This is a genomic window from Chitinophaga sp. SVR4-12A, assembly GCF_056754765.1.
Window position 1 is genome coordinate 5,875,007 of the sequence record NZ_JBPGWP010000001.1, and the last position, 26,325, is coordinate 5,901,331.

19 protein-coding genes are annotated in these 26,325 nt (G+C 50.2%); 15 read left to right on the forward strand and 4 right to left on the reverse strand.

The window, feature by feature from the left end; all coding sequences use genetic code 11:
* The first annotated feature begins 32 nt into the window (after positions 1–32).
* The 3 genes from ACR9Y8_RS23870 to ACR9Y8_RS23880 are packed head-to-tail and all read left to right on the forward strand — an operon-like array spanning position 33 to position 7,302.
* Positions 33–2,732 (forward strand): family 78 glycoside hydrolase catalytic domain, encoded by a 2,700-nt coding sequence (locus ACR9Y8_RS23870; RefSeq protein ID WP_481215765.1) that lies wholly within the window; start codon positions 33–35, stop codon positions 2,730–2,732.
* A gap of 21 nt (positions 2,733–2,753) precedes the next feature.
* On the forward strand, positions 2,754–5,885 hold the full coding sequence (locus tag ACR9Y8_RS23875; RefSeq protein WP_481215766.1) for a glycosyl hydrolase: 3,132 nt from the start codon (positions 2,754–2,756) through the stop codon (positions 5,883–5,885).
* 4 nt (positions 5,886–5,889) lie between these two features.
* Complete coding sequence (locus ACR9Y8_RS23880) at positions 5,890–7,302, forward strand: arabinose isomerase (protein WP_481215767.1); 1,413 nt, start codon at positions 5,890–5,892, stop codon at positions 7,300–7,302.
* 3 nt (positions 7,303–7,305) lie between these two features.
* On the opposite strand, the gene hxpB is transcribed toward ACR9Y8_RS23880, so the two are convergent.
* Positions 7,306–7,962 carry a hexitol phosphatase HxpB gene (gene hxpB, locus ACR9Y8_RS23885; RefSeq protein WP_481215768.1) on the reverse strand — a complete coding sequence of 219 codons (657 nt, stop codon included), beginning with the start codon at positions 7,960–7,962 and terminating at the stop codon, positions 7,306–7,308.
* Between the two features lie 189 nt (positions 7,963–8,151).
* On the opposite strand from hxpB, the gene ACR9Y8_RS23890 reads away from it, so the two are divergent.
* The 5 genes from ACR9Y8_RS23890 (at position 8,152) to ACR9Y8_RS23910 (ending at position 14,301) form a co-directional block, all read left to right on the forward strand.
* Positions 8,152–9,009 carry a methylated-DNA--[protein]-cysteine S-methyltransferase gene (locus ACR9Y8_RS23890; RefSeq protein ID WP_481215769.1) on the forward strand — a complete coding sequence of 286 codons (858 nt, stop codon included), beginning with the start codon at positions 8,152–8,154 and terminating at the stop codon, positions 9,007–9,009.
* Positions 9,010–9,438: 429 nt separating this feature from the next.
* A complete protein-coding gene (locus tag ACR9Y8_RS23895; protein ID WP_481215770.1) occupies positions 9,439–11,556 on the forward strand; it encodes a nitrite reductase in 2,118 nt (705 codons plus the stop codon).
* Between the two features lie 22 nt (positions 11,557–11,578).
* Positions 11,579–12,355: a uroporphyrinogen-III C-methyltransferase gene (cobA, locus tag ACR9Y8_RS23900; protein WP_481215771.1), complete on the forward strand. Its 777-nt coding sequence runs from the start codon at positions 11,579–11,581 to the stop codon at positions 12,353–12,355.
* Positions 12,355–12,945 carry a precorrin-2 dehydrogenase/sirohydrochlorin ferrochelatase family protein gene (locus tag ACR9Y8_RS23905; RefSeq protein WP_481215772.1) on the forward strand — a complete coding sequence of 197 codons (591 nt, stop codon included), beginning with the start codon at positions 12,355–12,357 and terminating at the stop codon, positions 12,943–12,945. The genes cobA and ACR9Y8_RS23905 overlap by 1 nt, the downstream gene beginning before the upstream one ends.
* A 690-nt stretch (positions 12,946–13,635) precedes the next feature.
* On the forward strand, positions 13,636–14,301 hold the full coding sequence (locus tag ACR9Y8_RS23910) for an HD domain-containing protein (protein ID WP_481215773.1): 666 nt from the start codon (positions 13,636–13,638) through the stop codon (positions 14,299–14,301).
* A 38-nt stretch (positions 14,302–14,339) separates the two neighbouring features.
* Here the strand turns inward: ACR9Y8_RS23910 and ACR9Y8_RS23915 are convergent, their stop codons facing one another.
* On the reverse strand, positions 14,340–14,870 hold the full coding sequence (locus tag ACR9Y8_RS23915; RefSeq protein WP_481215774.1) for an acyl-CoA thioesterase: 531 nt from the start codon (positions 14,868–14,870) through the stop codon (positions 14,340–14,342).
* A gap of 313 nt (positions 14,871–15,183) precedes the next feature.
* On the opposite strand from ACR9Y8_RS23915, the gene ACR9Y8_RS23920 reads away from it, so the two are divergent.
* From ACR9Y8_RS23920 to yidC, 3 genes are all read left to right on the forward strand, one after another.
* A complete protein-coding gene (locus ACR9Y8_RS23920) occupies positions 15,184–16,275 on the forward strand; it encodes a CTP synthase (RefSeq protein WP_481215775.1) in 1,092 nt (363 codons plus the stop codon).
* A complete protein-coding gene (locus ACR9Y8_RS23925; RefSeq protein WP_481215776.1) occupies positions 16,259–16,840 on the forward strand; it encodes a glutamine amidotransferase-related protein in 582 nt (193 codons plus the stop codon). Before ACR9Y8_RS23920 ends, ACR9Y8_RS23925 begins: the two co-directional genes overlap by 17 nt.
* 137 nt (positions 16,841–16,977) lie before the next feature.
* Complete coding sequence (yidC, locus tag ACR9Y8_RS23930) at positions 16,978–18,804, forward strand: membrane protein insertase YidC (protein WP_481215777.1); 1,827 nt, start codon at positions 16,978–16,980, stop codon at positions 18,802–18,804.
* 77 nt (positions 18,805–18,881) lie between these two features.
* On the opposite strand, the gene ACR9Y8_RS23935 is transcribed toward yidC, so the two are convergent.
* Positions 18,882–21,263: a transglycosylase domain-containing protein gene (locus tag ACR9Y8_RS23935; RefSeq protein ID WP_481215778.1), complete on the reverse strand. Its 2,382-nt coding sequence runs from the start codon at positions 21,261–21,263 to the stop codon at positions 18,882–18,884.
* A 200-nt stretch (positions 21,264–21,463) separates the two neighbouring features.
* On the reverse strand, positions 21,464–24,439 hold the full coding sequence (gene porW, locus ACR9Y8_RS23940) for a type IX secretion system periplasmic lipoprotein PorW/SprE (protein ID WP_481215779.1): 2,976 nt from the start codon (positions 24,437–24,439) through the stop codon (positions 21,464–21,466).
* A gap of 509 nt (positions 24,440–24,948) precedes the next feature.
* Between porW and ACR9Y8_RS23945 the strand changes: the two genes are divergently transcribed.
* From ACR9Y8_RS23945 to ACR9Y8_RS23960, 4 genes are all read left to right on the forward strand, one after another.
* Positions 24,949–25,233, forward strand: coding sequence for a hypothetical protein (locus ACR9Y8_RS23945; RefSeq protein WP_481215780.1), 285 nt, complete (start codon positions 24,949–24,951; stop codon positions 25,231–25,233).
* Between the two features lie 72 nt (positions 25,234–25,305).
* The gene (locus ACR9Y8_RS23950) at positions 25,306–25,749 is read left to right on the forward strand and encodes a bactofilin family protein (RefSeq protein ID WP_481215781.1); all 444 of its coding nucleotides are present in this window, start codon (positions 25,306–25,308) and stop codon (positions 25,747–25,749) included.
* Positions 25,700–25,945: an AtpZ/AtpI family protein gene (locus ACR9Y8_RS23955; protein WP_481215782.1), complete on the forward strand. Its 246-nt coding sequence runs from the start codon at positions 25,700–25,702 to the stop codon at positions 25,943–25,945. The genes ACR9Y8_RS23950 and ACR9Y8_RS23955 overlap by 50 nt, the downstream gene beginning before the upstream one ends.
* The gene (locus ACR9Y8_RS23960) at positions 25,938–26,324 is read left to right on the forward strand and encodes a hypothetical protein (RefSeq protein ID WP_481215783.1); all 387 of its coding nucleotides are present in this window, start codon (positions 25,938–25,940) and stop codon (positions 26,322–26,324) included. Before ACR9Y8_RS23955 ends, ACR9Y8_RS23960 begins: the two co-directional genes overlap by 8 nt.
* Position 26,325: the final 1 nt, after the last annotated feature.

A 26,325-nucleotide genomic window follows, 5' to 3' on the forward strand; every position in this document is an offset into this window, starting at 1 on the left:
ATTGACATCAACATATTTTAAGCAACAACAGCATGACACTGAAACACTATTTCCACTTATGTACCCTTTTACTATCGTTATGTTTGCAAAGGGCAGCCGCCCAGTCTGTCACCCTGGAAGACCTGCGCTGCGAAGCGAAACAATCGCCCATAGGTATAGATGTAGCGCAGCCGGTTTTTAGCTGGAAGCTGGCTTCCTCCGCCAAAGACGTGGTACAGACCAGCTACCGCATCCTGGTGGCCAGCTCCCCGCAACTGCTGAACACTCAACCAGATCTGTGGAACTCCGGCAAGATCACCGGTGCCCAAAGCGCCTTCATTCCCTATATGGGAAAGCCCCTGAAGAGCGCTGGTACGGTTTACTGGAAAGTAGAAGTGGAAAGCAACAAAGGCCACGTGCCTGCAGTAAGCGATCGTTTCACCACCGGTATCCTGCATCAGCAGGAATGGTCATCCGCTCAATGGATCGGTTATGAATCCCTGCCGGATAGTATGAAAGTATACCCCGGCGTGCATGGCAACGGTAAAGAATTAGGTAATAAAGCGGTAAAGCGTTCAGTGGCGCCCTATCTGCGCAAGTCCTTCGCTGTGCAGAAAAAAGTGCAGCAGGCCCTGGTGTTTGTCAGCGGCCTCGGACAATATGAACTGTACCTGAACGGCAGCCGCGTAGGCAACGATTTCCTGGCCCCGGGCTGGACCACCTACTCCAAAACCTGTCTCTATAATACGTTTGATGTAACCAACCAGCTGCGGCAGCAGGAAAATGTTATCGGCGCCATCGTTGGTAATGGCTTCCTCAACATCAACCGGGAACGCTATCGTAAACTGGTGATCGCACAAGGCTACCCGATGCTGCGCCTCAAGCTGCTGATCCGTTATGCAGATGGATCTTCTACTGAGATCGTTACAGATAATTCCTGGAAAGCAGCTCCCTCACCCGTAGTGTTCACCAGCATCTATGGCGGAGAAGACTATGATGCGAATCTCGAACAACCCGGATGGTGCAGCGCAGGCTTCAATGATGCAGCCTGGCGCCCGGCTCAGACGGTAAAAAGCCCCGGTGGCGAAATGCGCGCACAACTGGCCTATCCGCTGCAGGTGATGGACTCCTTCGCTGTTAAAACAGCCGCCACTTCCAAAACGGGTAAATACGTGGTCGACTTCGGGCAGAATGCTTCCGGCATCATTCGCCTGAAAGTAAAAGGTACCAAAGGCGCCACTGTGCGCATCACGCCCGCCGAATTGCTCGGCGATAACGGAGAGCCTTACCAGAAAGCAAGTGGCTCGCCTTATTATCTTTCGTATACCCTTAAAGGTGATGGCGTGGAAGAATGGACGCCCCGCTTTACTTACTATGGTCTCCGCTACGCGATGGTAGAAGGTGCAGTGCCCACGAATGCTTACAAACCAGGAGACTCCGCACAACTGCAGGACATTACCTTCCTGCATACCCGTAACAGCGCGCCTGCCGTGGGTTATTTCGAATGTTCAGATACCCTGTTCAACAGGATCCATACACTGATCGATTGGGCCATCCGCAGTAATATGGCGAGCGTATCTACCGATTGCCCGCACCGTGAAAAGCTCGGCTGGCTGGAGCAAACTTACCTGCTCCGTGCCTGTGTAGGATACAACTATGATATCCTGCACCTCTACAATAAAACAGTAGACGACATGATCGCTGCACAAACACCTGATGGCCTGGTGCCGGATATCGCCCCGGAATACGTGGTGTTCGACGGCGGCTTCCGTGATTCACCTGAATGGGGCAGCGCCAGCATACAGATCCCCTGGTTCCTGTACACGTGGTATGGCGACAAACAGGTATTGACCAGGGCCTACGATATGATGCAGCGCTACCTGGTCTATCTTCGCCAGCGCTCAACGGATCATATACTGGATTATGGGCTGGGCGATTGGTTCGACATGGGCCCTGGCCGCCCCGGCTATGCACAGCTTACACCGCTGTCACTAACAGCTACGGCTATATATTTTCAGGACGCCGATGTGATGTCGAAAATAGCGCATGTATTGGGTAAGGCTGGCGACGAACGCCGCTATACCCTGCTGGCCGACAGCATCAAACAGGCTTTTAATAACAAATTCTTCAACCCGGCCACCGGCTTATATTCCACCGGCAGCCAGACAGCATACGCCATGCCCGTGTACACCGGTTTGGTAGACAAGAAATACCGTGCAAAGGTGATCAGTAACCTCGCAGACTCCATCCGCAGCGGTAACTATAAACTCACCGCCGGTGACATTGGCTATCATTATCTCGTAAATGTATTGAGCAATGGCGGACAGTCGCAGCTGTTATACGATATGAACAACCGCGACGATGTGCCAGGTTATGCTTTCCAGCTGAAACACGGCGCCACGGCGCTCACAGAATCCTGGCCCGCCCTGCGTTTCGTATCCAACAACCACATGATGCTCGGGCATCTGATGGAATGGTTGTACAATGGCCTTGCAGGTATCCGCCAGGCTGCTGGCGATATCGGCTTTTCTACACTCGAAATTGCGCCGCAGCCAGTAGAGGGCATGGATTGGGTGAAGGCTGGCTTTGAGACCCTCCATGGCAAGGTGCAGGTACACTGGCGTAAGAACGGTAAACAGTTCACGCTCGATCTCAGTCTGCCAGCCAACACAAGCGCCAGGGTAGTGCTGCCAGGCAGCAACAAGGTGATGAATGTAGGCTCCGGCGAGCATCATTTTACTACACAGCTATAGTTTAAAAAATTAATTCCCGTTATGAGAAAATTCAGGTCCGCCAGGCATTTCATATACATTCAGTTTATCATCCTGCTGTTGGCGCTCATCAGCATATCAGCATGTAAGCAGGATAACAGCACATCAGAAAAAGACGATCTGGCCTATCTGCAGCAACAGTTTGCACAGCCAGACGCTGAATATGGCAGCGCGCCGCTATGGGTATGGAATACCGCCGTCACGCACAACATCATTGATTCCATGCTTGTGCAATTCAAGGACAAAGGTTTCGGCGGCGTCTTCGTACATCCCCGGCCTGGATTGGTAACAGAATACCTGGGCAATGAATGGTTCGATAACTGGCAGTATGCCCTGCAAAAGGCCAAACAGCTGGGACTGCAGATATGGATCTACGATGAGAACTCCTATCCCAGCGGTTTTGCAGGCGGCCATGTGCCTGAACAAATGCCGTCATCCTGGAACCAGGGACAGATGCTGCACCTTACCAAAGTAAACAGCCTGCCTGATACCGCTGCACAGTTCTACTGCGTCCTTAAAGCTACCGGCAATGGGTTTGAGGACATCACTGCCCGCACCGGCGAAGAGAAAAACAAAACAGGCAATTACTATCTTTTCAGCAAGGAAAATTATGGCCGCTCCGACTGGTACGGCGGCTACTCCTATGTAGACCTCATGGTGAAAGGCGTTACAGAAAAGTTCATCGAAGTAACCATGAAAGGCTACGAAAAAGCAGTAGGCAACGAGTTCGGTAAAACACTCAAAGGCGTGTTCTCCGATGAGCCCAATATCGAAACGCAAGGCCCAGGCAATGTACGCTGGACCCCTGCGCTGTTTGACCGTTTTCAGCAAGACCATAGCTATGATCTCAAAACAGTGCTGCCTTCCTTATTTGAAGAAAGCGGCAATTGGAAAAAGATCCGGCATGATTACTACCAGACCCTCCTCCAGCTGTTCATTGACGGATGGTCTAAACCCTGGAACCATTATACCGAAGAAAAAGGCCTGGAGTGGACAGGTCATTATTGGGAACATGCCTGGCCCAACCCCAATCACGGCGGCGATAATATGGCCATGTACGCCTGGCACCAACGCCCTGGCATTGACCTGCTCTTTAACCAGTTCGACGAAAAGAGCCCCAACGCGCAGTTCGGCAACATCAGGGCGGTAAAGGAGCTGGCCAGTGTAGCCAACCAGCTGGGTAAGAAAAGAACGCTCTGCGAGATCTACGGCGGTGGCGGATGGGAGCTGACCTTCATGGATATGAAACGCCTGGGCGATTGGTCCTTTGTGCTGGGTGTGAACACCATGAACCAGCACCTGGCCGACATGACCATCGCAGGAGCACGCAAATATGACTATCCGCAATCTTTCTCTTACCACAACCCATGGTGGCCGCATTACGGGCCTTTGAACCGTTACTTCGCGCGTTTGTCGCTCGCCCTTTCCAGGGGACAGCAGCAGAACAACATCCTCATCCTGGAGCCTACCACCAGCGCCTGGATGTATGTAAGTCCCACAGGTAATAACCCGCGCTTTCAAAACATTGCAGAACAGTTCCAAAGCTTCGTTACACAATTGGAAAGACTCCAGGTGGAGTACGACCTCGGTTCTGAAAACATTATAAAAGACCATGGCAAAACTGCTAATGCTAAGTTTATCATCGGTCAGCGTACATACGCTACCGTTATCATACCGCCCGGTATGGAAAATCTCGACAGCGTCACCTTTGCTTTGCTGCAAAGCTATACCGATAGCGGTGGTAAAGTACTGATGCTCGAAACGCCGCAGTTCGTTGACGGAGCCGCCAGCCCCGCATTGACCAGCTGGTTGCAGCGCGCAAAGTTGCAGGCAGTCAACATAGAACAGGCGATTCCTGCACTGCCCCCGCCTGCTGTATCTTTCTCACAGCTGGATACCGCCAAAGCTAAACTATATCATCATCGCCGAGTATTAGCTGACGGCCAGCTCCTGTTCCTCAGCAATGCCAGTATGACGGAGCAGGCCACAGGAGCAGTGAAGCTGAAAGGGAAAGAAGCGCTCCTCATGGATCTCTCCACTGGCAAGGTGCGGGATTACCCCGCAGCCGCCAATGGCGATACGCTCTCCCTGCATTATGATCTTCCTCCCGCAGGCAGTATGCTGTTCTTCGTATCAGATCGCAGCGTACATACAGGTAATCTGTATAAACCAATGCCTGCCGCTACGCCGGTGAGCGCTTCTACCACCACTTTGCAACGCCTGGAACCCAATGTGCTCACCATTGATTTCTGCGATGTGCAGTTAGGTAAGGAGGTGTATCATGATGAACATGTGTACAATGCAGCAGACAAAGCCTTTAAATATTTCGGCTTCACCAACGGCAATCCCTGGAACACTTCCGTGCAGTATAAACGTAACATCATAGACCGCGATACCTTCAACGCAAACAGTCGTATAACCGCACGTTATTATTTCACACTTGGACAACATGTAAGCCCGCAACAGCTGCAGGCAGTAGTAGAGCGGCCCGATACCTGGAAAGTGAAATTGAACGGACAGCCGCTTACGCCCAAACAAGGCCAGTGGTGGCTCGATAAAACATTCGCCGTTTACGACATTGCTACCGCTGTTAAACCAGGCCAAAACACCATCGAGATCACAGCAGCCCCGATGAGCATCTTTGCAGAAATAGAACCGGTATACATCTTAGGCGACTTCAGCCTGCGCTCCGAAGCCAAAGGCTGGAGCCTGCAAGCTCCGGTGCCCCTGCAACTGGGCAGCTGGAAGGAGCAGGGCTTGCCATTATACGGGCATGAGATAGCTTACCGTAAAACATTCAGCGGCAACAATAATAAGGGTTACTGTGTTAAGTTGGATAGCTGGAAAGGTACCGTGGCCGCTGTAAAAGTAAATGGAAAGAACGCAGGCATTATTGACGTTCCACCCTATACATTAGATATTTCTGAGCAGGTAAAGCCTGGCGACAATACCGTAGAAGTAGTAGTAACAGGCAGCCTGAAGAACACGCTGGGACCGCATCACAATTCGCCTGTCCCCGGGTTGGTATCTCCCTGGCATTGGCGGAACGTGAAAAGCTATCCCGCAGGCAGCGCCTATGATTGCTATGATTATGGGCTCATGTCCGACTTCAGTATTATGAATTATAACAAGTAAGTACATGCAAATCGGTTTATTCGGAATTGGGCTGGAAACATACTGGCATCAATTCAAAGGCTTGAAAGAACGGCTGGAAGGGTATCAACAAACAATTGCTAAGCAACTGGAGCAACCGGGCATCCGGGTGCTGAACCTTGGCCTGGTGGATACGGTAGACAGAGCCCGTGCCGCCGCCGATACATTTAAGCGGGAAGATGTATCGCTCATCTTCCTGTACGTGTCTACCTATGCTTTGTCGGCCACCGTGCTGCCGGTGGTGCAGAAAGCAAAAGTACCCGTGGTGATCCTCAATCTGCAACCTGTAAAAGCCATCGATTATAACTGGTTCAACAGCCTGGGAGATCGTGGCCTCATGACCGGCGAATGGCTGGCGAACTGCCAGGCCTGTGCAGTGCCTGAAATAGCGAATGTGTTTAACCGCAGCGGTATACAATTCTACCAGGTTACCGGTACACTCGATGATATGGAGGCCTGGAATGAGATCAACGAATGGGTATCTGCAGCTGCCGTGGCAGAAGGCATGCGGCAGAACCGCCTCGGTGTGCTGGGGCACTACTACAACGGTATGCTGGATATTTATTCAGATCTCACATTGCAGGCGGCTACCTTCGGCGGCCATATACAACACCTGGAAATGTGCGAGCTGGCAGCATTCAGGAAACAGGTAAGCCCGGAAGAGGCAGCCCAAAAAAAGCAGGATATTTTCGCGTCTTTTGAAGTATTGGCTGAATGCCCGCCGGAAGAAATAGACCGGGCGGCGTTAACCGCCGTAGCGCTGGACAAGCTGGTGGCTCACCATCGCCTGGGATCACTGTGTTATTATTACGAAGGAACGCCAGGCGGCGAGTATGAAGATCTCATCTCTTCCGTGATCACCGGCAATTCCATGTTAACAGCGCGCCATGTGCCGGTAGCCGGCGAGTATGAAGTGAAGAACGCCCAGGCCATGAAGATCATGGATCTCTTTGGTGCAGGTGGCTCTTTCACAGAATTCTATGGACTGGATTTTAATGATGATATCGTCTTGATGGGCCACGATGGCCCCGGCCATATTGCCATTGCAGAAGGGAAAACATTATTGAAGCCCCTGGGCATTTATCATGGTAAACCAGGCAAAGGTTTATCTGTAGAAATGAAAGTGAAATACGGACCGGTTACTTTGTTATCGGTAGTAGAAACAGGTGATGGCCGCCTGAAGCTCCTGGTTGCAGAAGGCGCTTCAGTAGAAGGTCCTATCCTGCAGATCGGCAATACCAACAGCAGGTACCGCTTCCCACTCGATATAAAATCTTTCGTGAACAACTGGTGCAAGGAAGGTCCTGCCCATCACTGTGCAATAGGCGTAGGGCATATCGCCGGAAAGATAGAAAAGCTGGGAGCCTTACTGGGCATGCCCGTGGTAAAGGTATGTTAGCGTTTATATCAGCAGTTTCAGCTGCTCGTCATTGAACTCCCTCAGCGAATCAAGTTTGATATCGGCAAGCGCGTAACGTTTATCACCACGTTTATGCGCTTCCGGTACTACTACCACTTTCATGCGGGCAGCCTTGGCGGCGATCATACCGGTAACAGAATCTTCAAAGGCCAGGCAATGCAGCGGATCGCTGTTCAGCGCTTTGGCGCAGGCCAGGTAAACGGCCGGGTGAGGTTTCCCGTGTGATTCAAATTCAGCGGAAGAAACAGCGTGAAAATAAGGTGTGATATCTAAATGATCCAGCGCAGACTTGATCAAACGCATAGGAGAGGAGGAGGCAAGTCCAATCTTCCAGTCTTTGCCACGGAAGTATTCCAGTATATAATGCAAACCGTCCATCGCAGTACCCTGGGCCAGTATCTTCGCAGTAACAGCATCAATGATCTCTGTGGCCACCTGCTCTTTGCTTTTTCCCGTCCATTTGAAATAGTTATGCCAGTAATCCACTACTTCTACTGTGCGCAGGCCCGTGGTGAGTGAGCTGAGCTCTGAACTGAGCTCCACGCCAACCGTAGCAAATACTTCCCGCATGGCTATTCCCCAAAGAGGTTCGGAATCAATCAATAAGCCATCCATATCAAAAATCACCGTGTTCATCATAAGTTTTGTCTGTTTGCGCCGCAAAGTTACGCTAAAAAGTCGTCAGTCGTTAGTCGTAAGTAATGTCTGGTCTCCCCGTTGATCCTAACGACTTGCGACTAATGACTAACGACTTACGACTTTTCGCAAGAAGCAGGTTGATCCCCCTTCCAATCTGGCCTACTTTTGCGATATTACAATGGCAATACAATGGAAACACAGGAAAAACTGAACTACGAACGGATAGCCAAGGCTATCGAATACCTGTCTGAGCATTTCTTGGAACAGCCAGACCTGGATGAAGTGGCGGCGCAAGTGCACCTGAGCCCTTTCCATTTCCAGCGCCTGTTTACGGCCTGGGCAGGTGTAAGCCCGAAGAAATTCCTGCAATACCTGACCACTTCCTACCTGAAAGGCAGGCTGGCAGAAAGCTCTAACCTGATAGAAGCCGCAGAAATGGCTGGTCTCTCCAGCCAGTCCCGTGTATACGATCTTTTTGTGAACATAGAGGCGGTCACACCCAATGAGTTCCGCAACGCTGGCGCCGGATTGACCATCCAGTACGGCTACCATGATACACCTTTCGGCAAATGCTTCATCGCAGTAACTTCCCGCGGTGTCTGCGGTCTGAGCTTTGTGGAAGAAGGCCAGGAGCAAGCCGCCCTGGAAGACTTTAAGCAGCGCTGGGCCTTTGCCACCATCGTACCCGGACAGGAGGCCACCGCGCCTTATATCCAGCAGATCTTCCCGGAAGGCAATTTACCCGCTGGCAAACTGCACCTCCTGGTACAAGGCACTAATTTCCAGGTAAAAGTATGGCAGGCCCTCCTGCAGATCCCGCCCGGAGCCGTTTCTACCTACCGCCAGATCGCCCGCAGCATCGGCCATCCCAACGCTTCCCGTGCCGTGGGCACCGCCATCGGCCACAACCCCGTTGCCTGGCTGATACCCTGCCACCGCGTGATCCGCCAGGAAGGCATCCCCGGTGAGTACCATTGGGGCGCCATCCGCAAAAAAGCCATCATCGGTTGGGAAATGGCTAAGCTGGAGCTGAAGCAAATAGCATAATTAGTCGTAAGTCGTAAGTCGACAGTTGTCAGTCGTAAGTTGTCAGTCGTAAGTCATTAGTCGTTAGTAATTGAAGCGAACTGATGTGCTGACGACTAACCACTAACGACTTACGACTTACGACTAACGACTAACGACTTACGACTAACGCCTTACGGACTCCGCCCCTCCCCATAACCACCAGTTATCACTCATAATTAATAGTTATCTATCATACCCTCTTTTTACCCCAAAAAAGTTTTGAAATCCTACCTCCACACTCTATCTTTGTAATAGTCCACTAATACTATAGGAATATAGGATGGTAAGGAGGCGAGCTGTATATCACGTACGACCAACGTAATTGAATTTCAATTATATATACAAGCCCTCCATTGCAGGAGGGCTTTTAATTTTTAACAAAATTTACCACCACGTAAATAAATTAGCATGCAAAGCTTCAGAACAGAACTGGAAAATCCCGTTGTAGAAAGAGATATCATCGAACTGGAAAAAAAGATCCGTTTGTTCCGTGAGGGCCAGATCCCTGATGAAAAGTTCCGTAGCCTGCGCCTGGCCAGGGGTATCTACGGACAGCGTCAACCCGGCGTACAGATGGTCCGCATTAAGCTGCCCTACGGTAAGATGACCCTGCAGCAATGGCATCGCATCACCGAAGTGTCTGACGAATATGCTACCGGCAACCTGCACCTCACCACCCGCCAGGATATCCAGATCCACTACGTGAGCCTGGAAAGAACGCCTGAAATGTGGACCAAGCTGGATATGGATGATATCACCATTCGGGAAGCCTGCGGTAATACCGTGCGCAATATCACTGCTTCTGATAAGGCTGGCATCGATCCGGATGAGCCATTTGATGTAGTTCCTTATGCTGATGCTGCTTTCCGCTATTTCCTGCGTAACCCTATCTGCCAGGATATGGGCCGCAAATTCAAGATCGCTTTCTCTTCCAGTGATAAAGACACCGCATGGGCATTCATGCACGATGTTGGCGTAATTCCTAAAGTTCGCCAGGTGGATGGTAAAGAGGTAAGAGGCTTTAAGGTGATGGTAGGCGGCGGCCTCGGTGCGCAGCCTTACCTGGCCCACACCGCTTTTGAGTTCCTGGAAGAAGACCAGCTGATTCCTTATATAGAGAACGTGCTCCGCGTATTTGACCGCTACGGCGAAAGAGCCAGCCGTCATAAAGCGCGCCTGAAATTCCTGATCCAGAAGATAGGCTTCGAAGAGTTTGAAAGACTGGTGAAAGAAGAGCACAAAGCACTGAAGTCAAAGACCTTCGTAGTAGATACCACCGTTCAGCCAACGGAGCTGCCCGATGCAAATCCCACGCTGCCTGCTTTTACCATCAGGGATGCGAAAAAGTATGAAGCCTGGAAAACCACCAACGTATTCCGTCAGAAACAGCAGGAATACTATGCAGCTTACATACGTGTGCCCCTGGGCGATATCAGCAGCGTGATCTCCCGTCAGCTGATCGCAGCGCTGAAACCGGTAATAGCCAACGATGTACGCGTAACCGCTAACCAGGGCCTGCTGCTGAAATATATTCAGCCGGCGCACCTGCCCTATGTATACAGCGTGTTGGAAACGGCAGGCTTCGCAGAACCTGGTTTTGACAGCATCGCCGATATTACGGCCTGCCCTGGTACAGATACCTGTAACCTGGGCATCAGCAGCAGCACCGGTATCGCAGCCAGACTGGAAGAAGTGATCGCAGACGAGTTCCCCGACCTGGTATATAATAAAGACATTAAGATAAAGATCAGCGGCTGTATGAACTCGTGCGGTCAGCATGGTATCGCCTCCATCGGCTTCCATGGCAGCTCCATGAAGAGCGCTGGCAAAACATTGCCTGCCCTGCAGGTACTGCTGGGTGGGGGTATCGTAGGTAACGGCGTAGGCCGTGTAGCCGACAAAGTGATCAAAGTGCCCAGCAAACGTGGTCCCGATGTACTGCGCGCCCTGCTGCACGATTACGAAGCCAACGGACAGGAGAACGAACTGTTCAACGATTATTATGACCGTCAGGGCGAGCGTTATTTCTACGACCTCCTGAAACCGCTGACAGATCTCGCCACCCTGCGCGATGAGGATTTCATAGACTGGGGCAAGGAAGAAAATTATGCGACTGCCATCGGCGTAGGCGAATGCGCTGGCGTGGTGATAGACCTGATAGCCACCCTGCTCTTTGAAGCAGAGGAAAAACTGGCCTGGGCGCTGGAAGCACTCGCTAATAACCAATACGCAGATGGTATCTATCATGTATACTCTTCCTTTGTACAGGGCGCCAAAGCGCTGCTGCTCAGCGAAGGCATCAGCTGCAATACCCAGCATGGCATTATTAATGATTTCGACAAGCATTTTGTAGCCACCGGGAAACTGGTAGTAGCAGGCGGTTTTAAACCCCTGGTACTGCAGATCAACGAGCATGAGCCTACAGAAAGCTTCGCTAAACAATATTACCAGCAGGCAGAAGAGTTTTATAAACAGGCACAGGAATACAGGCAGTCAATAGCTGCCGCAGCACAGGTAAATGGGTGATCGTCACTTTAAAAATTGAATTATGCAGAACATAGTCCCGAAATTAACCCTGGTTGGTGCAGGCCCCGGAGACCCGGACCTGATCACAGTGAAGGGCCTGAAAGCGATCCAGCAGGCCAGGGTCATATTGTACGATGCCCTTGCCAATAACGAACTGCTGGATCACGCCCCCGCAGACTGCCTGAAACGCTTTGTGGGCAAACGCTGCGGCATGCATATCTATAGCCAGGACGAGATCAACCGCATGATCGTGAAATACGCCCTTACCTACGGCAGCGTGGTAAGGCTGAAGGGAGGAGACTCTTTTGTTTTTGGCCGCGGCCAGGAAGAGATTACCTTTGCTCAACAGTTCGGGATAGCCACCGAAGTGGTGCCGGGCATATCCAGCGCCGTGGCGGTACCGGGTATCAATAATATCCCGGTTACCGCACGCAATGTCAGCGAAGGCTTCTGGGTAATAACCGGCCATACACAAACCGGCGCCCTGTCCCGCGACCTGGAGTTTGCCATCCAGGCCAACACCACGGTAGTGATCCTCATGGGAATGAGCAAGCTGGCTGAAATAGCCGGGATCTACACCGCCAGGGATAAGGGCAACATACCTGCTGCCATTATCCAGAACGGTAGCCTGCCCACGCAAAAGGTAGGCATCGGCACCGCCGGAGAACTGGTGCAGATCGCTGAAAGGGAAGAGCTGAAGAACCCTGCCATTATCGTAGTGGGAGAGGTTGTACGCTTCCATGAGGCGTTCAGGGCCATGCAGGCAAAGCTGGCCGACGAGCTTAAATTAGCGGTATAATGGAAGAAAATCATTTATTCCCCGTATTCTTCAAACTGAACCGTTTGCACGTATTGGTAGTAGGCGGCGGCAATGTGGGTCACGAAAAAGTGAACGCCATGCTGCAGAACTGCCCCGACGCCAATATCACGGTAGTGGCCACCTGGTTCTTACCGGAGCTGGAAGCCCTGGCCGCTCAGTATCACACAATTACCCTCATAGAGAAGGAATTTTCCTGTGGCGACCTCCTGGGAAAAGACCTGGTCATCGCCGCCACCAATCTCCCCGATCTCAACAGGTCCGTCTGGGAAAAGGCCAAATGCAGCAAAGTGCTGATCAATGTGGCAGATACCCCCGAGCTCTGCGATTTCTACCTGGGCTCTATCGTACAGAAAGGAAACCTGAAGATCGCCATTTCTACCAATGGTAAATCACCCACCATTGCCAAGCGCCTGAAACAGGTATTGCAGGAAGCTATTCCTGATACCCTCGACGAAGTGCTGAATAAACTACAGATCATCCGCGATAAGCTGAAGGGCGATTTCTCCGAAAAAGTGAAGCAACTGAACGAGATCACGGAGGTATTGGTACAGGAAAAGAACAAACACTGACCCTTTCTTATCCGAAACATTACATTATAAATAATTCAATGTGTTTAAATCCGGAGCAATCCGGGTTTTTCATTTAAAGGCATTTTTACCATAAAATGCTTAGGTATAGCTACTTGTGTGTCTTTTATCACTGGCTACGAATATATTGTAAATAAAAATATATAAACAAATATAGCCTCATACGTTAAAATATTAAGTTTGTGTTGTAAATTTATCATAGAAACGAGGGAAGGGAGATAATAAACTAACAAGGTTTAAAATGAATAATGCCTAACCAACCAATTATCAATTTTCTTTATTGAAAAACCGGGCAACCGGGGGTTACAACACAAATGAATACCGAAAGATCACAAAACCAACCTGAGGAGCAGAACCACTAAACAAAAGTTAACCAGGCAAACGGTTACTGGTTCTGCTCCACCTTTTTTAAAGATCTTAACTTTCAGAGAGATAAAAAAGAACTAGCGGTCATAGGCGGGGGAGCATTGAATATCCGGGCAGCTAAGGCCATGAAAGAAACTTGCCTTGATATTTACCTCCGCTTTATGCCGCGCCAACTAACAGAAAAGGATGCACTTACACATCCCTTACCTTTATCAACCAAGGATTCCCGCTTCCCTATAGTTTACCTTCTACCGGGCCTGAAAGGGGCGCCGGTAAAGGTGTTTTATCGTATCTTTGTACTGACTTATGGACGACTCTACGTTAACTGCAAATTATATCGAAAGGACTGTTACCTATGTCAAACAGGAGTTAATTCACGCTGAAGGTGGGCACGATTGGTGGCATATTCACCGCGTATGGCAGCTGGCCAAGCACATCGCTGCAAAAGAACAGGTGGATCTGCTGGTAGTAGAACTGGGAGCCCTGTTACATGATATTGCTGACTCCAAGTTTCATAACGGGGACGAAAGCATCGGCCCGGAAAAGGCGCGTAGTTTTCTGCAAAGCATGGATACCCCGGACCCTGTAACCCGGCACGTTGTAAATATCATTCAGCACATTTCCTTTAAAGGAGGTAACCACCGGCAGGAATTTTTCTCGCCTGAACTGGCTGTTGTCCAGGATGCTGACCGCCTGGATGCGCTCGGCGCCATCGGCATTGCCCGTACTTTCAACTACGGCGGCTTCAAGAACCGCCCCCTGTACGACCCCACCATCCAGCCCAACCTGCAGATGACCAAAGAGCAGTACAAGCATAGCCTGGGCCCTACTATCAATCACTTTTATGAAAAGCTGCTGCTGCTCAAAGACCGCATGAACACCCCCACCGGGAAGGCCATGGCAGAAGAACGCCATCAGTTCATGGAGCAATTCCTCCGCCAGTTCTATGCAGAATGGGATGGAAAGGCGTAAGATCCGGGTCTTTTCAAGCTTAGTAATAAGTGCATGGGTTATTTTCCGGCTGTTTCAAAAAACAGCGCTTTTAACTCTCCGGCGTCCTCGGGTTTCATCTTACCACTCAGGATCAGGCGTAACTGCCTCCTTCTCAAGGCGCCGTCATATAATTTTTTTTCTTCTTCCGTGTCCGGGATAATAGCCGGTACAGGGCGTGAATTACCATTCGGGTCCAGGGCCACAAAGGTCATAAAGGCTTCGTTCGATTTATAACGGTACTGCTGTACCGGGTCTTCCCCCCACACCCGCATATGTACCTCCATAGAGGTGGTAAAGGCACGGCTCACCCTGGCTTCAATATGCACCACATTGCCCAGTTTGATCGGGGTCTCAAAAGAAATATTATCTACAGAGGCTGTTACCACCGGCGCACTGCAATGTTTCATGCACGCAAGCGCTGCGGCAATGTCCATCCAGTACATCAGCCGGCCCCCCATTAAGTTGCCAAAAGTATTGGTATCATTGGGCAGTACCAGCTCCGTCATCCGGATTACCGAGTCTTGTGCATGTTTGGGCGTCAGTGTCATATGAAGTTGTCAGTTTTCAGTTGTCAGTCGCTGGTTGTCAGTCGTTTGTCATTAAATCGCATTAATCACTGACAACTGATAACTTACAACTGACAACTATTTTTCGGGCGCAAAGATACCGAAATTCCAGGGGGTAATTCACATCATCTGGATAATTAATCAGGGGAATAAAACCCGGTTTGAAGGTTCGTAAAAATTTTGTGTTAACTTTGCCTGACCTTCGGAAGTAATTCTACATGATGACAGGAACAGGTTACACCAAACATCCGGCGCTTCCCTTTTAGGTCATGTATCGTTTCAGAACTTAGTTTTTATGGCAAAATATATCTTCGTTACGGGAGGTGTTACTTCCTCATTGGGTAAAGGAATTATAGCCGCCTCGCTGGCTAAACTATTGCAGGCGCGTGGCTTAAGAGTGACTATTCAGAAATTTGATCCATACATTAACGTGGATCCGGGAACATTAAACCCTTATGAGCACGGGGAATGTTACGTAACCGAAGATGGCGCAGAAACCGATCTGGACCTTGGTCACTATGAGCGCTTCCTCAATACGCCCACCTCTCAGGCCAACAACGTGACCACCGGCCGTATCTATCAGACAGTTATCAACAAGGAAAGGGAAGGAGCCTACCTGGGCAAGACCGTTCAGGTAATCCCCCACATCACCGACGAGATCAAACGCCGCATCTTGCTCCTGGGAAAAGATGGTAAGTATGATATTGTGATCACCGAGCTGGGTGGAACCGTAGGCGATATCGAGTCCCTTCCTTATATAGAGGCAGTTCGTCAGCTGCAATGGGAACTGGGAGAAGAGGACTGCCTGGTGGTGCACCTCACCCTGATACCTTACCTGCGCGCTGCCAAGGAGCTGAAAACCAAACCAACACAGCACTCCGTAAGGCTCCTGAGCGAAAACGGTGTACACCCTGATATTATCGTTTGCCGTACCGAAGAGCCCATGTACCGCGACCTGAAGAAAAAGATCGCCCTCTTCTGTAATGTACAGGTAGACGCCGTTATTGAAGCGAACGACGTAAGCACCATCTACGAAGTGCCCCTGGAAATGATGCGCGAGAAACTGGATGTGATCTGCCTCCGTAAGCTCAACCTTCCAATCGAGAAGGAACCAGAGCTGATCAAATGGCGCGAGTTCCTCGATAAGCTGAAATATCCCAAGTCAAAGGTGACCATCGGCCTGATCGGTAAATACGTAGAACTACAGGATGCTTACAAGTCCATCCTGGAATCATTTATACACGCCGGCGCCGTGAACGAGTGCAAGGTGGTAGTACAAAACCTTCATTCTGAACATATTACTCCTGAGAATGTGGCAGAAAAGCTGAAAAACCTGGACGGCCTCCTGGTAGCTCCAGGTTTCGGCCACCGTGGTATCAGAAGGTAAGATCACCGCTATCCAGTTTGCCCGTGAGAACAACCTGCCTTTCTTTGGCATCTGCCTCGGTATGCAGATGGCCGTGGTAGAATACGCCCGCCACGTAATGAACTGGAACGACGCCCATTCTACCGAAATGAACCCGGAAACCGCTCACCCGGTGATCGGTCTCATGGAAGAACAGAAGAAAATCACCGCCAAAGGCGGCACCATGCGCCTGGGCGCTTACACCTGCGAGCTGCAACCCGGTTCCAGGGCCGCTGAAATATATGGTTCCACCCTCATCAGCGAAAGGCACCGCCACCGCTACGAGTTTAACAGCCAGTTCCAGAATGATTTCGCGAACGCAGGCCTGGTATTATCCGGCCGCAACCCCGAAAGCACCCTGGTGGAAATGATAGAACTGCCTGATCATCCGTTCTTTGTGGGCTGCCAGTTCCACCCTGAGCTGAAAAGCACCGTGGAAAGGCCTGCGCCCCTGTTCGTACACTTCATAGCTGCCGCCAAGCAGTATGCAGAGAGCAAGAACGGGAAGATAAAAGCCGAAGAAAAGAAGATCGTGCATCACGATTGATAAGATATGAGCTATTAGCCTTTAGCTATTAGCTTTTAGCCCGATTAGCCGCCGGTTTATTAACTAAAGGCTAACAGCTAAAGGCTAATAGCTAATTTCTTTTCACTACCTTTGCTGCCTAAATTTTAATTCATTTCATGGACAGAAATTCGGTCATTGGTTTTATCCTGTTAGGCGTTTTGCTGGTGGGGTATATTATCTTCAATCAGAAACAGCAGGTGAAATCCCTGAGAGAAAAAGCCCGGCAGGATTCCATAGCTAACCTTAACAAGCCGAAAATACTTACCGATACCGCGGGAACGGTTGCTACACCCGATTCCGCTCAACTGGCAGGCGAATATGGCGCTTTTGCCAATGCAGCCACCGGTAACGAACAGAATGTCACCCTGGAGAACGAACTGGTGAAGATCACCTTTACCAATAAAGGCGGACAGCCCGAAACCGTACAGCTGAAAGACTTCAAAACCTCCGAGGGTGATCCGCTGATACTGATGAAAGGCTCCTTTAACCGTCTTTCCCTCCAGCTACCGGTAAATAATCATACATTAAATACAGCCGACCTGTTTTTTGCCGCTTCACCCGTACAGAAACAGGCAGACGGTAGCCAGACACTGACTTACCGCGTAGCCGTTACACCGGCAGAATACCTGGAGCTGATCTACACCCTGAAGCCGGGCAATTATACGGTAGACTATACCATCCACGGCGTAGGACTGGAAAATGTGCTGCCTGCTTCGCAGAAAACCCTCTCCCTGCAATGGAACTGGGAACTGCACAAACAGGAGCTGGATATGGACAACGAACGGCTGAACAACCAGGTACATTATAAATATGTAGACGGTAAACACGATTACTTTACCCTGCAGCGCACCAGCCACGAAAAGCTGGAAGGCCAGCAGCAATGGGTGAGCGTAAAACAACAGTTCTTTAATACTTCCCTCATCGCCCGGAAGGCAGCTTTCGCTGGCGTAGAGGTGAATACCAAAGTACCGCAAAGCGGTAATATCGTAGGGCAAAGCTTTGCCACCCTCGAAATTCCGTATACCCGTACACATGATTTCAGCTTCCCGGTAGAGATCTACTATGGTCCTAACCACTATAAAACGCTGAAATCCTTTGACATCGGGCTGGAAAATATCATTCCCCTCGGCTCGGGCATCTTTGCATTCGTAAAGTATGTGAACAAGTGGATCATCATCCCCGTATTCAACTTCCTGAGCGGCTTCATTGGCAACTACGGTATCATCATCATACTGCTTACAGTATTTATCCGTCTGATCATCGCGCCTTTCACCTACCAGAGCTATGTGTCCCAGGCCAAGATGAAAGTGCTGAAGCCTGAGCTGGATGAGCTGCGGAAAAAACACGGCGATGATCAGCAGGCCTTCGGTATGGAACAGATGAAGCTTTTCAAGAGCGCAGGCGTAAACCCCCTGGGTGGATGTTTGCCCGCCTTGCTGCAGCTGCCCATCCTGGTAGCGATGTATAGCTTCTTCCCATCCTCTATCGAACTGAGGCAGGAAAGCTTCCTGTGGGCAAAAGACCTGTCTACCTACGATTCTATCCTGAACCTGCCCTTCACCATCCCGTTCTATGGTAATCACATCAGCCTTTTCACCCTGCTGATGACGGCTACCAGCCTGGTGCTGGCCTTCTACAACCGTGGTATGGCCGATCAGAGCAACCCGGTAATGAAATATATGCCCTACATCTTCCCGATCATGCTGTTGGGCATCTTTAACCGTACGGCAGCAGCCCTGACCTTCTACTACTTCCTGTCAAACCTGATCAGCATCGGCTTACAGTGGGTATTACAAACATTTGTGATCAACCACGATAAGATCCACGCACAGATCCAGGAGAACAAGAAGAAGCCGGTGTCAAAATCCAAATGGCAGGAGCGCCTGGAGGACATGCAGAAACGCCAGCAGGAAATGCAGCAACGCCCCGGAAAGAAAAAGTAAAAAGTAAAAAGGAAGAAATAAAAAAGGACGCGAAGATCAATCGCGTCCTTTTTCTTTTTTATTTTTTCTTTTACTTTTTAATTGTCTCTTTTAGGCGGCGCCGTATAAGTAGCTTTCGGTGCAGGCTGCTCTTGCTTCGGATCTTTCCGCTCATTCTCTTTCTCTTTGTTCTCTTCTTTCTTAGGTTCCGGTGCAGCTTCTTCGCCATACTGTGTTACGTCAATGTAGTCGCTGGCGCTGCCTGATCCTACATCTTCCGCTTCAGCGCCCGGTTGTACGTTGGAATCGTAATTCAGGTAAATGTCGTTATGCAGGGTGGCCGGAATTGGGAATTGTGCCTTGTCGTCTATCTTCAATGTTTTATCTGCATATACTTTCTGCATGAAATACGCCCATATCGGCAGGCCGGTGTTGGCGCCCTGACCAGCGGCAGTGGTGTTAAAGCGCAGGAAGTTGTTTTCGCAACCTACCCAGGCGCCCGCCAGCAGCTGGGGAGTATAGCCCAGGAACCAGCCATCGGTGTTATCATTGGTGGTGCCGGTCTTACCCGCCAGCTCACCTTCTATCTTATAACGGAAACGCATACGCGCACCGGTACCGCCGGGGCCAACCACGCCTTCCATCATCTTCACCATGGTATAAGCTTCGCTTTCGCTGATCACTTCCCGTTTCTCAGGCGCAAATGTTTGCAGTATGTTGCCGTTACGGTCTTCTATACGGGTAATGTAAATAGGTTTGGAGATAAAACCTCTGCCCGGGAACATGGTATAGGCCTGCAGCATTTCATACAGGGATATTTCAGGCGTACCCAGCGCAATAGACGGGTATGGCGGAATATCACTGCTGAAGCCGATCTTGTTCTTGGCGAAATCGGCAAATGCTTTTGCGCCCAGCTGTTTGATCAGGTAAGCAGATACCAGGTTCAGTGAGCGGGCCAGCGCGCCTGCCATCGTAATGCTGCCGCCTACACTGCCCTCTGAGTTACGGGTCAGGGTCCAGTCGCCAATGGTGATCGGCTCATTGGGCAACATAGTATTGGGCGACATACCATTCATGATCGCAAAGCAATACAGGAAGGGTTTAAAGGTAGAGCCTACCTGCCTGCGTGTTTTGGCCACGTGGTCGTTCTTGAAATAACGGAAATCCGGACCACCCACCCAGGCTTTTACTTCACCGCTCTCAGGGTCCATGGCCATAAAGCCGGCCTGTAAGATGGCGCGCATGTACCTGATAGAGTCCAGCGGCGTCATTACCGTGTCTATTTCATTCAGCTCGGCGTCCATCAGGCTTCTCCACGCAAATACCTTCATCCTGGTAGGCGTTCTGAATGCCTTGTCGATCTCTGCATCCGAAGCGTCATCTTCCTTCATGCTCTTATAGCGGTCAGATTCTTTTACGTAACGGTCCAGGTATTTCTGCCAGGGTTTCCAGGCGCTGCCTGTCTTGATGTTATTCTGGGCGGAAAATACCTTCTGCAGGTCTTTCAGATGTTTAGACACGGCTTCCTCGGCATACAGCTGCATCCGGGGATTGATCGTAGTATAGATCTTCAGACCATCGCGGTACAGGTTGTATTCAGTCCCGTCCGCCTTTTTATGTTCTTTACACCAGTCTTTCAGCTCGTCGCGCAATACTTCGCGGAAGTAAGGGGCCGGGCCTTTATTATGGTCTATTTTATTATAGCGCAGTACAATGGGCTTGCTCTTGGCGGCAGCCGCCTCGGCAGCGGTAATGTACCCGTTCTCTTCCATCTGCTCTATCACCGTGTTACGGCGGGCCAGGGAGGCGGCCGGGTTACGGCGCGGGTTGAACACGGTATTACCTTTCAGCATGCCCACCAGGGTGGCGGCTTCTTCTATAGAAAGATGACCGGCATCCTTGCTGAAGAAGGTGCGGGCCCCGTTCTCAATACCATACACGTTATCGCCAAAGGCTACTGTATTCAGGTACAGCGTGATGATTTCCTGCTTGGTGAAATTGCGCTCCAGTTTGATGGCGATCAGCCACTCCTGCAGCTTCTGGAAAGCACGCTTCACCGGGTTGGTGGCGCGCAGGCTGCCGGTGTTGTCTGCCTGCAGGTTCAGGGCCAGCTGCTGGGTAATGGTGCTGGATCCGCGCTTCTTGCCCACCATCAGGTAAAAGGGGATGGCAATAGTACCCCGGGCATCAATGCCGGAGTGCTCATAGAACCGCACGTCTTCCGTAGCGATCAGGGCATTGATCACATTTTTAGAGATCTCGTTATAATCAGAGCTGGAACGGTCTACTGAGTAATATTTTCCCAGTATGGTACCGTCTTCTGCGATCACTTCAGAGGCAAGGGCTGCTCTCGGGTTTTCCAGCTCCTCCATGGAAGGCAGGTTGCCAATGATCCGGAAGTTAATGAGTAACAGTAGTAGCAAAAAGAACCCCAATCCACCCAAAATCACTATCCACAGTATTTTTACGGATCGTTTCATCAGATAATATTAAAAATAAATTAAGTGCAACAATCAGGCAAAACTATGAAAATTTGCCAGGATTTGACCCCTATTTAACAGGGCCTTAGGAATGTTTAATTACGAATTAGTCATTTACGAATTATAAATTGAACTAAAGTCAGCTTTCTCTACGCTTATTAAATGCTAATTTCGTACCAACCCCGGGGTGGCGTAATTGATTATTGGGTAATATAATTTTTGTCAAAGAATTCCCGGTATCCCTGCAGATCTTTGGTGCTGTTCAGTAAAATGAAATTGTCCCTGGATATAACGAACATATTATATTCTGTTGGGGGGATGCGGGGAATGATATCTGTAGGCGCCGCCACCCGTATCTCGTCAAAATAGTCCAGGGCCTTATTCTCATCCGGGAACAGGCGGAACACCAGCATGATCTCCGTGGGCGACAGCACAAAGCTGCCCACCTCTATTTTTTCGTTCGGGTGCTTGCTGGCATTATAGCGGATAAATTTATCCAGGCCTTCATCCAGCAGGGCTTTCGACACTTTCTGGAACGACAGTACCACAAAATGAGGATTAGTGGCGCTCAGCTTATACGGTGTTACCGGTTTAGGCGGCGGGGGAGGCGCCGTTACCGTCATCGGAGGCGGCGGAGCAGCCGTCACATTGTTGGCGATGGCTGGCGCTGCGCCTGGCACGGCTGTTTTCAGCCGGGCAGAGTCCAGCTGCGGTTTGGGCGTTTGCCAGGGGTAGCGGATAGAAACATCCTCATCTACCATGGTGCCGCCGGAATCCCTTTTCTGCAGTTGCAGCTGGGCCAGGTAAGCTACCAGGTCCTTTTTCCGGTTCAGGGCATCCAGCAGGGCCTGGGCCTGGGTATGGATTCCTTCGTCGCCGGGGTATTTATTCATCACTGCTTCTACTGCCTTTTTACCCAGGAAGAGGGAATCGGTCAGCGCATCCGTAGTATCTGTTTTTACAATGATCATGGCCTCCAGCAGGTCAAACTTCGGCGCCAGGTAATTGAAGCCGAAAGTAGAATCTGCCTCGCGCTTACGCTGCAGGGCCAGCTCGTAATTACCCGAGCGGAAAGCCGTATAGGCGGAGTCGTAAGCAGTGGAGATCTGTTTTTTCTTGTTTGCGTCCACATCCTGCAGCGCGCCAAACTTAATGATGTTGGCAAAATTGGTGTTGCCGTATTGGGTCAGCACCATGTTCTTATACTGGTTGGCCTGTGCGGTATGGTCCTTCAGGCTGCTGTGCCATACGTAGAGGGAATACAACACTTCCGGCTTCCGGGGATGGTCAGGGAACTTGAGCAGCAGGGTGTCATACGCTTCGATGGCCTGCTGGGTATCATCCAGTTTATCGTGGTACAGTTTGCCGAGGTCAAACCAGGCGTCCATCTGTACCGTTTTTGAATGCTCCAGCTTTTCTGGTGTAAGCGGCAGGTCTGCACTCAGGCTTTGCGCCGTTACGCTATCCGGTGGTACTGTTTTGGCAGTACTGGCGCCGGTTTGCAGGGAATCGCTTACCTGGTCGGTCAGCGGCTGGTTATTATTGGCCAGGTTCACGGTATTTTGCTGGCTCCGCCGCCAGTTATCGGCAGACTGGCGATTGCCCCAGCGCCGTTTGAACTCTGAATAGCCGGACGCCTTGCTGGCGTTATTATAAAAATACCAATCGCCCTGTTCGTCGTTATTGGCGCCATTACGGGGGCCATTGGCGCCGAAAGGGTTGTTCGTAACCAGCGGGTTATTGTTATCAGCGCTGTTATCGGCTTGTCCGGCCAGCTCTTTTGCCGCTTTTTTCCTGTCTTCTTCCGCAGCCTTGCGGATATTGGCGGCCATCTGCTCCAGGAAGGGCAGGCGGGAGCTCTCCGGCATGGCGGCTATCCGCTGCAGGCTGTCTTCTCTTTGTATGGCGTTCACCCGGTCTGCTACGTCTCCCAGCACGGCCTTGCGCACGTTCACTACGCCTGCATCGGCAAATTCGGGCGGCATAACGGCAGCGGTACTGTCATAAAAGTTCCTGGCCAGCTGGTATTTATGCTGGCTGTAATAAATATCTGCTACGGCTTTAAAGGAAAGCGCTTTCTGTACGGGGTTGTCGCTGGGTTGTTTCAGCGATTGCTGCAGATACCCGAGGGCGGCCTCCGGGTTGGAGGGCGTCGTCAGGGTGGCCATGGTATAATAGATCGCGTCCCGGAAGGGGATAAAGCGTTCTTTCTTCAGCATGTTGCGTAAGGCGGCCAGGCTCTGTTCCAGGGTACCATTACCGCCCTGTACGTTCAGCTTGGCTATCTGGATCCGCGCCTGGAAATCCATCATGGGATCAGGCTTCTGACGGATCACTTTTCTGAACATGGCCATGGCAGAATCGGCTTTCAGCAGGCGGGCGTACAGCTGTCCCAGGATGAACGACATCCTGGCCCGTGACTCGCGGTTATCGCTTTGTTTGATCGCCTCGCGCAGCGGATCGATGGTCTCTGCATAGCGGCCCTGCTTGTAATGGCTGTAGGCGCGCACTTCGGCCAGGTCGCCATCCAGGCGCTTGGGGAAGTTAGGATCAGTAGCCAGCAGGTTCAGCAGGCCCTGCACCTGGTCATATTCTTTTTCTTCCAGCAGCGTTCTGGCGCTCCACAGGAAGGCGTCGTTACGTGCCTTTTTATGTTTCACCCTGCCAAAGAGGCCTTTTCTTTTCTCTTTGGTGGCGATAGAGATCTGGTCATTTTCATTGGAACCTACCACGGTGGTATAGTCCGTTTTTTTCTTGGGAGCAAAAGCGATGTTCATGAACTGGAAGGTCTTCTGCGCATTCTCCCAGTCGCTTTTGTAAAAGTAGGCCCGGCCTATCAGCAGGTAGCAGTCGTCTATCCATTTGCCGCGGGGGTCATGTATCTGGATGCCTACAGAGGCCTTGATGATCACAGAATCGAGGTCGGTCTTGTTCAGGCCCAGATCCTGCAGGCTGTAAGGGTAGAAGGGCAGGAGGTCGTTGTAATTGTCCAGGCCTTGCCTGGCAACGTTCTTTACAACATTGTCCAGCTTCATTTTAGCGTTATAGTAATAGTTATAACGGGTAACCAGGTTCTGCATCAGGCGGCGGTTCCAGGTAAACTTTTTTTCAGCCATCTTTTCAGACGGCGGTCTTCTGTCCTGCACCTTGGGGGCGGCCTGGGCTTTAACAGGCATTCTTCGCTGCTGGACTCTGCTCGAATCTTTGCTCTGGGCGGACACCGCTAATGGACCAGTACTGAGTAACAAGAAACTTACAGCGCGGGGAAGTAGATATAGTAATAATGACCGATAGCGATTCATGGATGCCGGGTGTATAGGCTACTATTATAACTGTTTATGTTAAAAATTATTTTAAAGATAGGACTATTTATTTTACGAATAAGGGAAGAGAGAATTTCCTTTTACACCTGCTAGTTATAATATAATTGTTTAATTTTAGCCGGATTAAATCTTAATAGTTGCCGGTTGTTAGTTGTCAGTTGTCGGTGAATGCAGCGAACAAAGGCTTTTTCGCCTCTGGGCACTCACAACTGACAACTAGCAACTGACAACTTACATGTAAATGTATGGCTAAGCGAAACAAAAAAAAGGGGAGAGATCTGGGGAGAATACATCATAAGTACCGCCTGGTTATAATGAATGATGATACCTATGAAGAAGTCACTTCGTTTAAATTGTCGAGAATGAGCGTATACGTAGCGTTGAGCACGCTGTTCGTACTCCTGGTCACCATTACGGTAGCTACTGTGGTGTTCACGCCTTTACGATATTATATACCGGGCTATGGCGATCTGAAGCAGCGCCGGGAATTCATCAAACTCAAAGTACGTACCGATTCGCTGGAGAATGCAATTATTGCCCGCGACCAGTACCTGAATAATATCAAACAGGTCATTAACGGAGACTTTACCGGTAAAGTTGATACCACGATGTTGAAAGTCCCTAAAGTAGATAATAGTACCTATTAATTAAATTGATAATATTTAATTATTTTTATTAACTTCATCCTATTAATTGAAAAACCAAACACTTGAAAACCTATGTTTAACAACAACCGTAACTCAAAGGGCGAAAGCAAGGCGATACTGCCTTCTTCAAATGTGAATATCATTGGCAGCGGCACCTCTATCCAGGGGGATATTGTTTGCGAGGGTGATATCCGTATCGATGGTCAGGTGAATGGCCTGGTATCTACCAAAGCTAAGATCGTGGTAGGTCCGGAAGGTGAGATCACCGGCGACCTGGTATGTCAGAGCGCCGACATACTGGGAAAAGTAACAGGCATTATTAAAGTAGATGAGCTGCTGTTCCTGAAAGCCAATGCATTCGTAAAAGGTGATGTGTACACCGCTCACTTCGAAATGGAGCCTACAGCTAAGTTCAACGGTCGTTGCTACATGGAGGCAGACGAAACCGAGAACGCGAAAGATAAACATGGAAAGTCCTTCTTCAAAGAAGAAGCCACCACAGGAGAAGAAGCGTAATAGCAACAAGATACTATTACGTTACGCCGGGTTGGCTTTTCAGATGATGGCCACACTGGGTCTGGCAGTATTCGTTGGTTATAAGATAGACCAGCGGACGGGGTGGCGCATCCCTGTATTCATGATCATTTTTTCTTTACTGGGTTTAACACTACTTTTGTGGCAAATTATAAAAGACACCCGGCGGAATGAATGACCGTTTTTTAATTAGACTGATTATTATCTTCTCCATCCTGAATGGAGCGTTCATATTACTAAAACCCCGTTTACTGGACGCAGGTATGCATTATGCCGTGCTGCTGGCCGGAAACGTGGTGCTCGCAGGTATAACGGGGTTATCCTATTTCATGAGCCGTAAGGGACTGGCGGCCGCGAATAATCATGTTTTTATCCGGATGGTATATGCATCTACCTTCAGCAAGCTTTTCCTATGCCTGATAGGGATTACCATCTATGTCCTCGTAACACGCCCCGATGTGAGCAGGGCTACCATTTTTACATTGATGTTCTTGTACCTGGTTTATACCGTGTTCGAAACATTGAGCCTGTACAAGTTGCTTAAAAGAAAAACCTGAA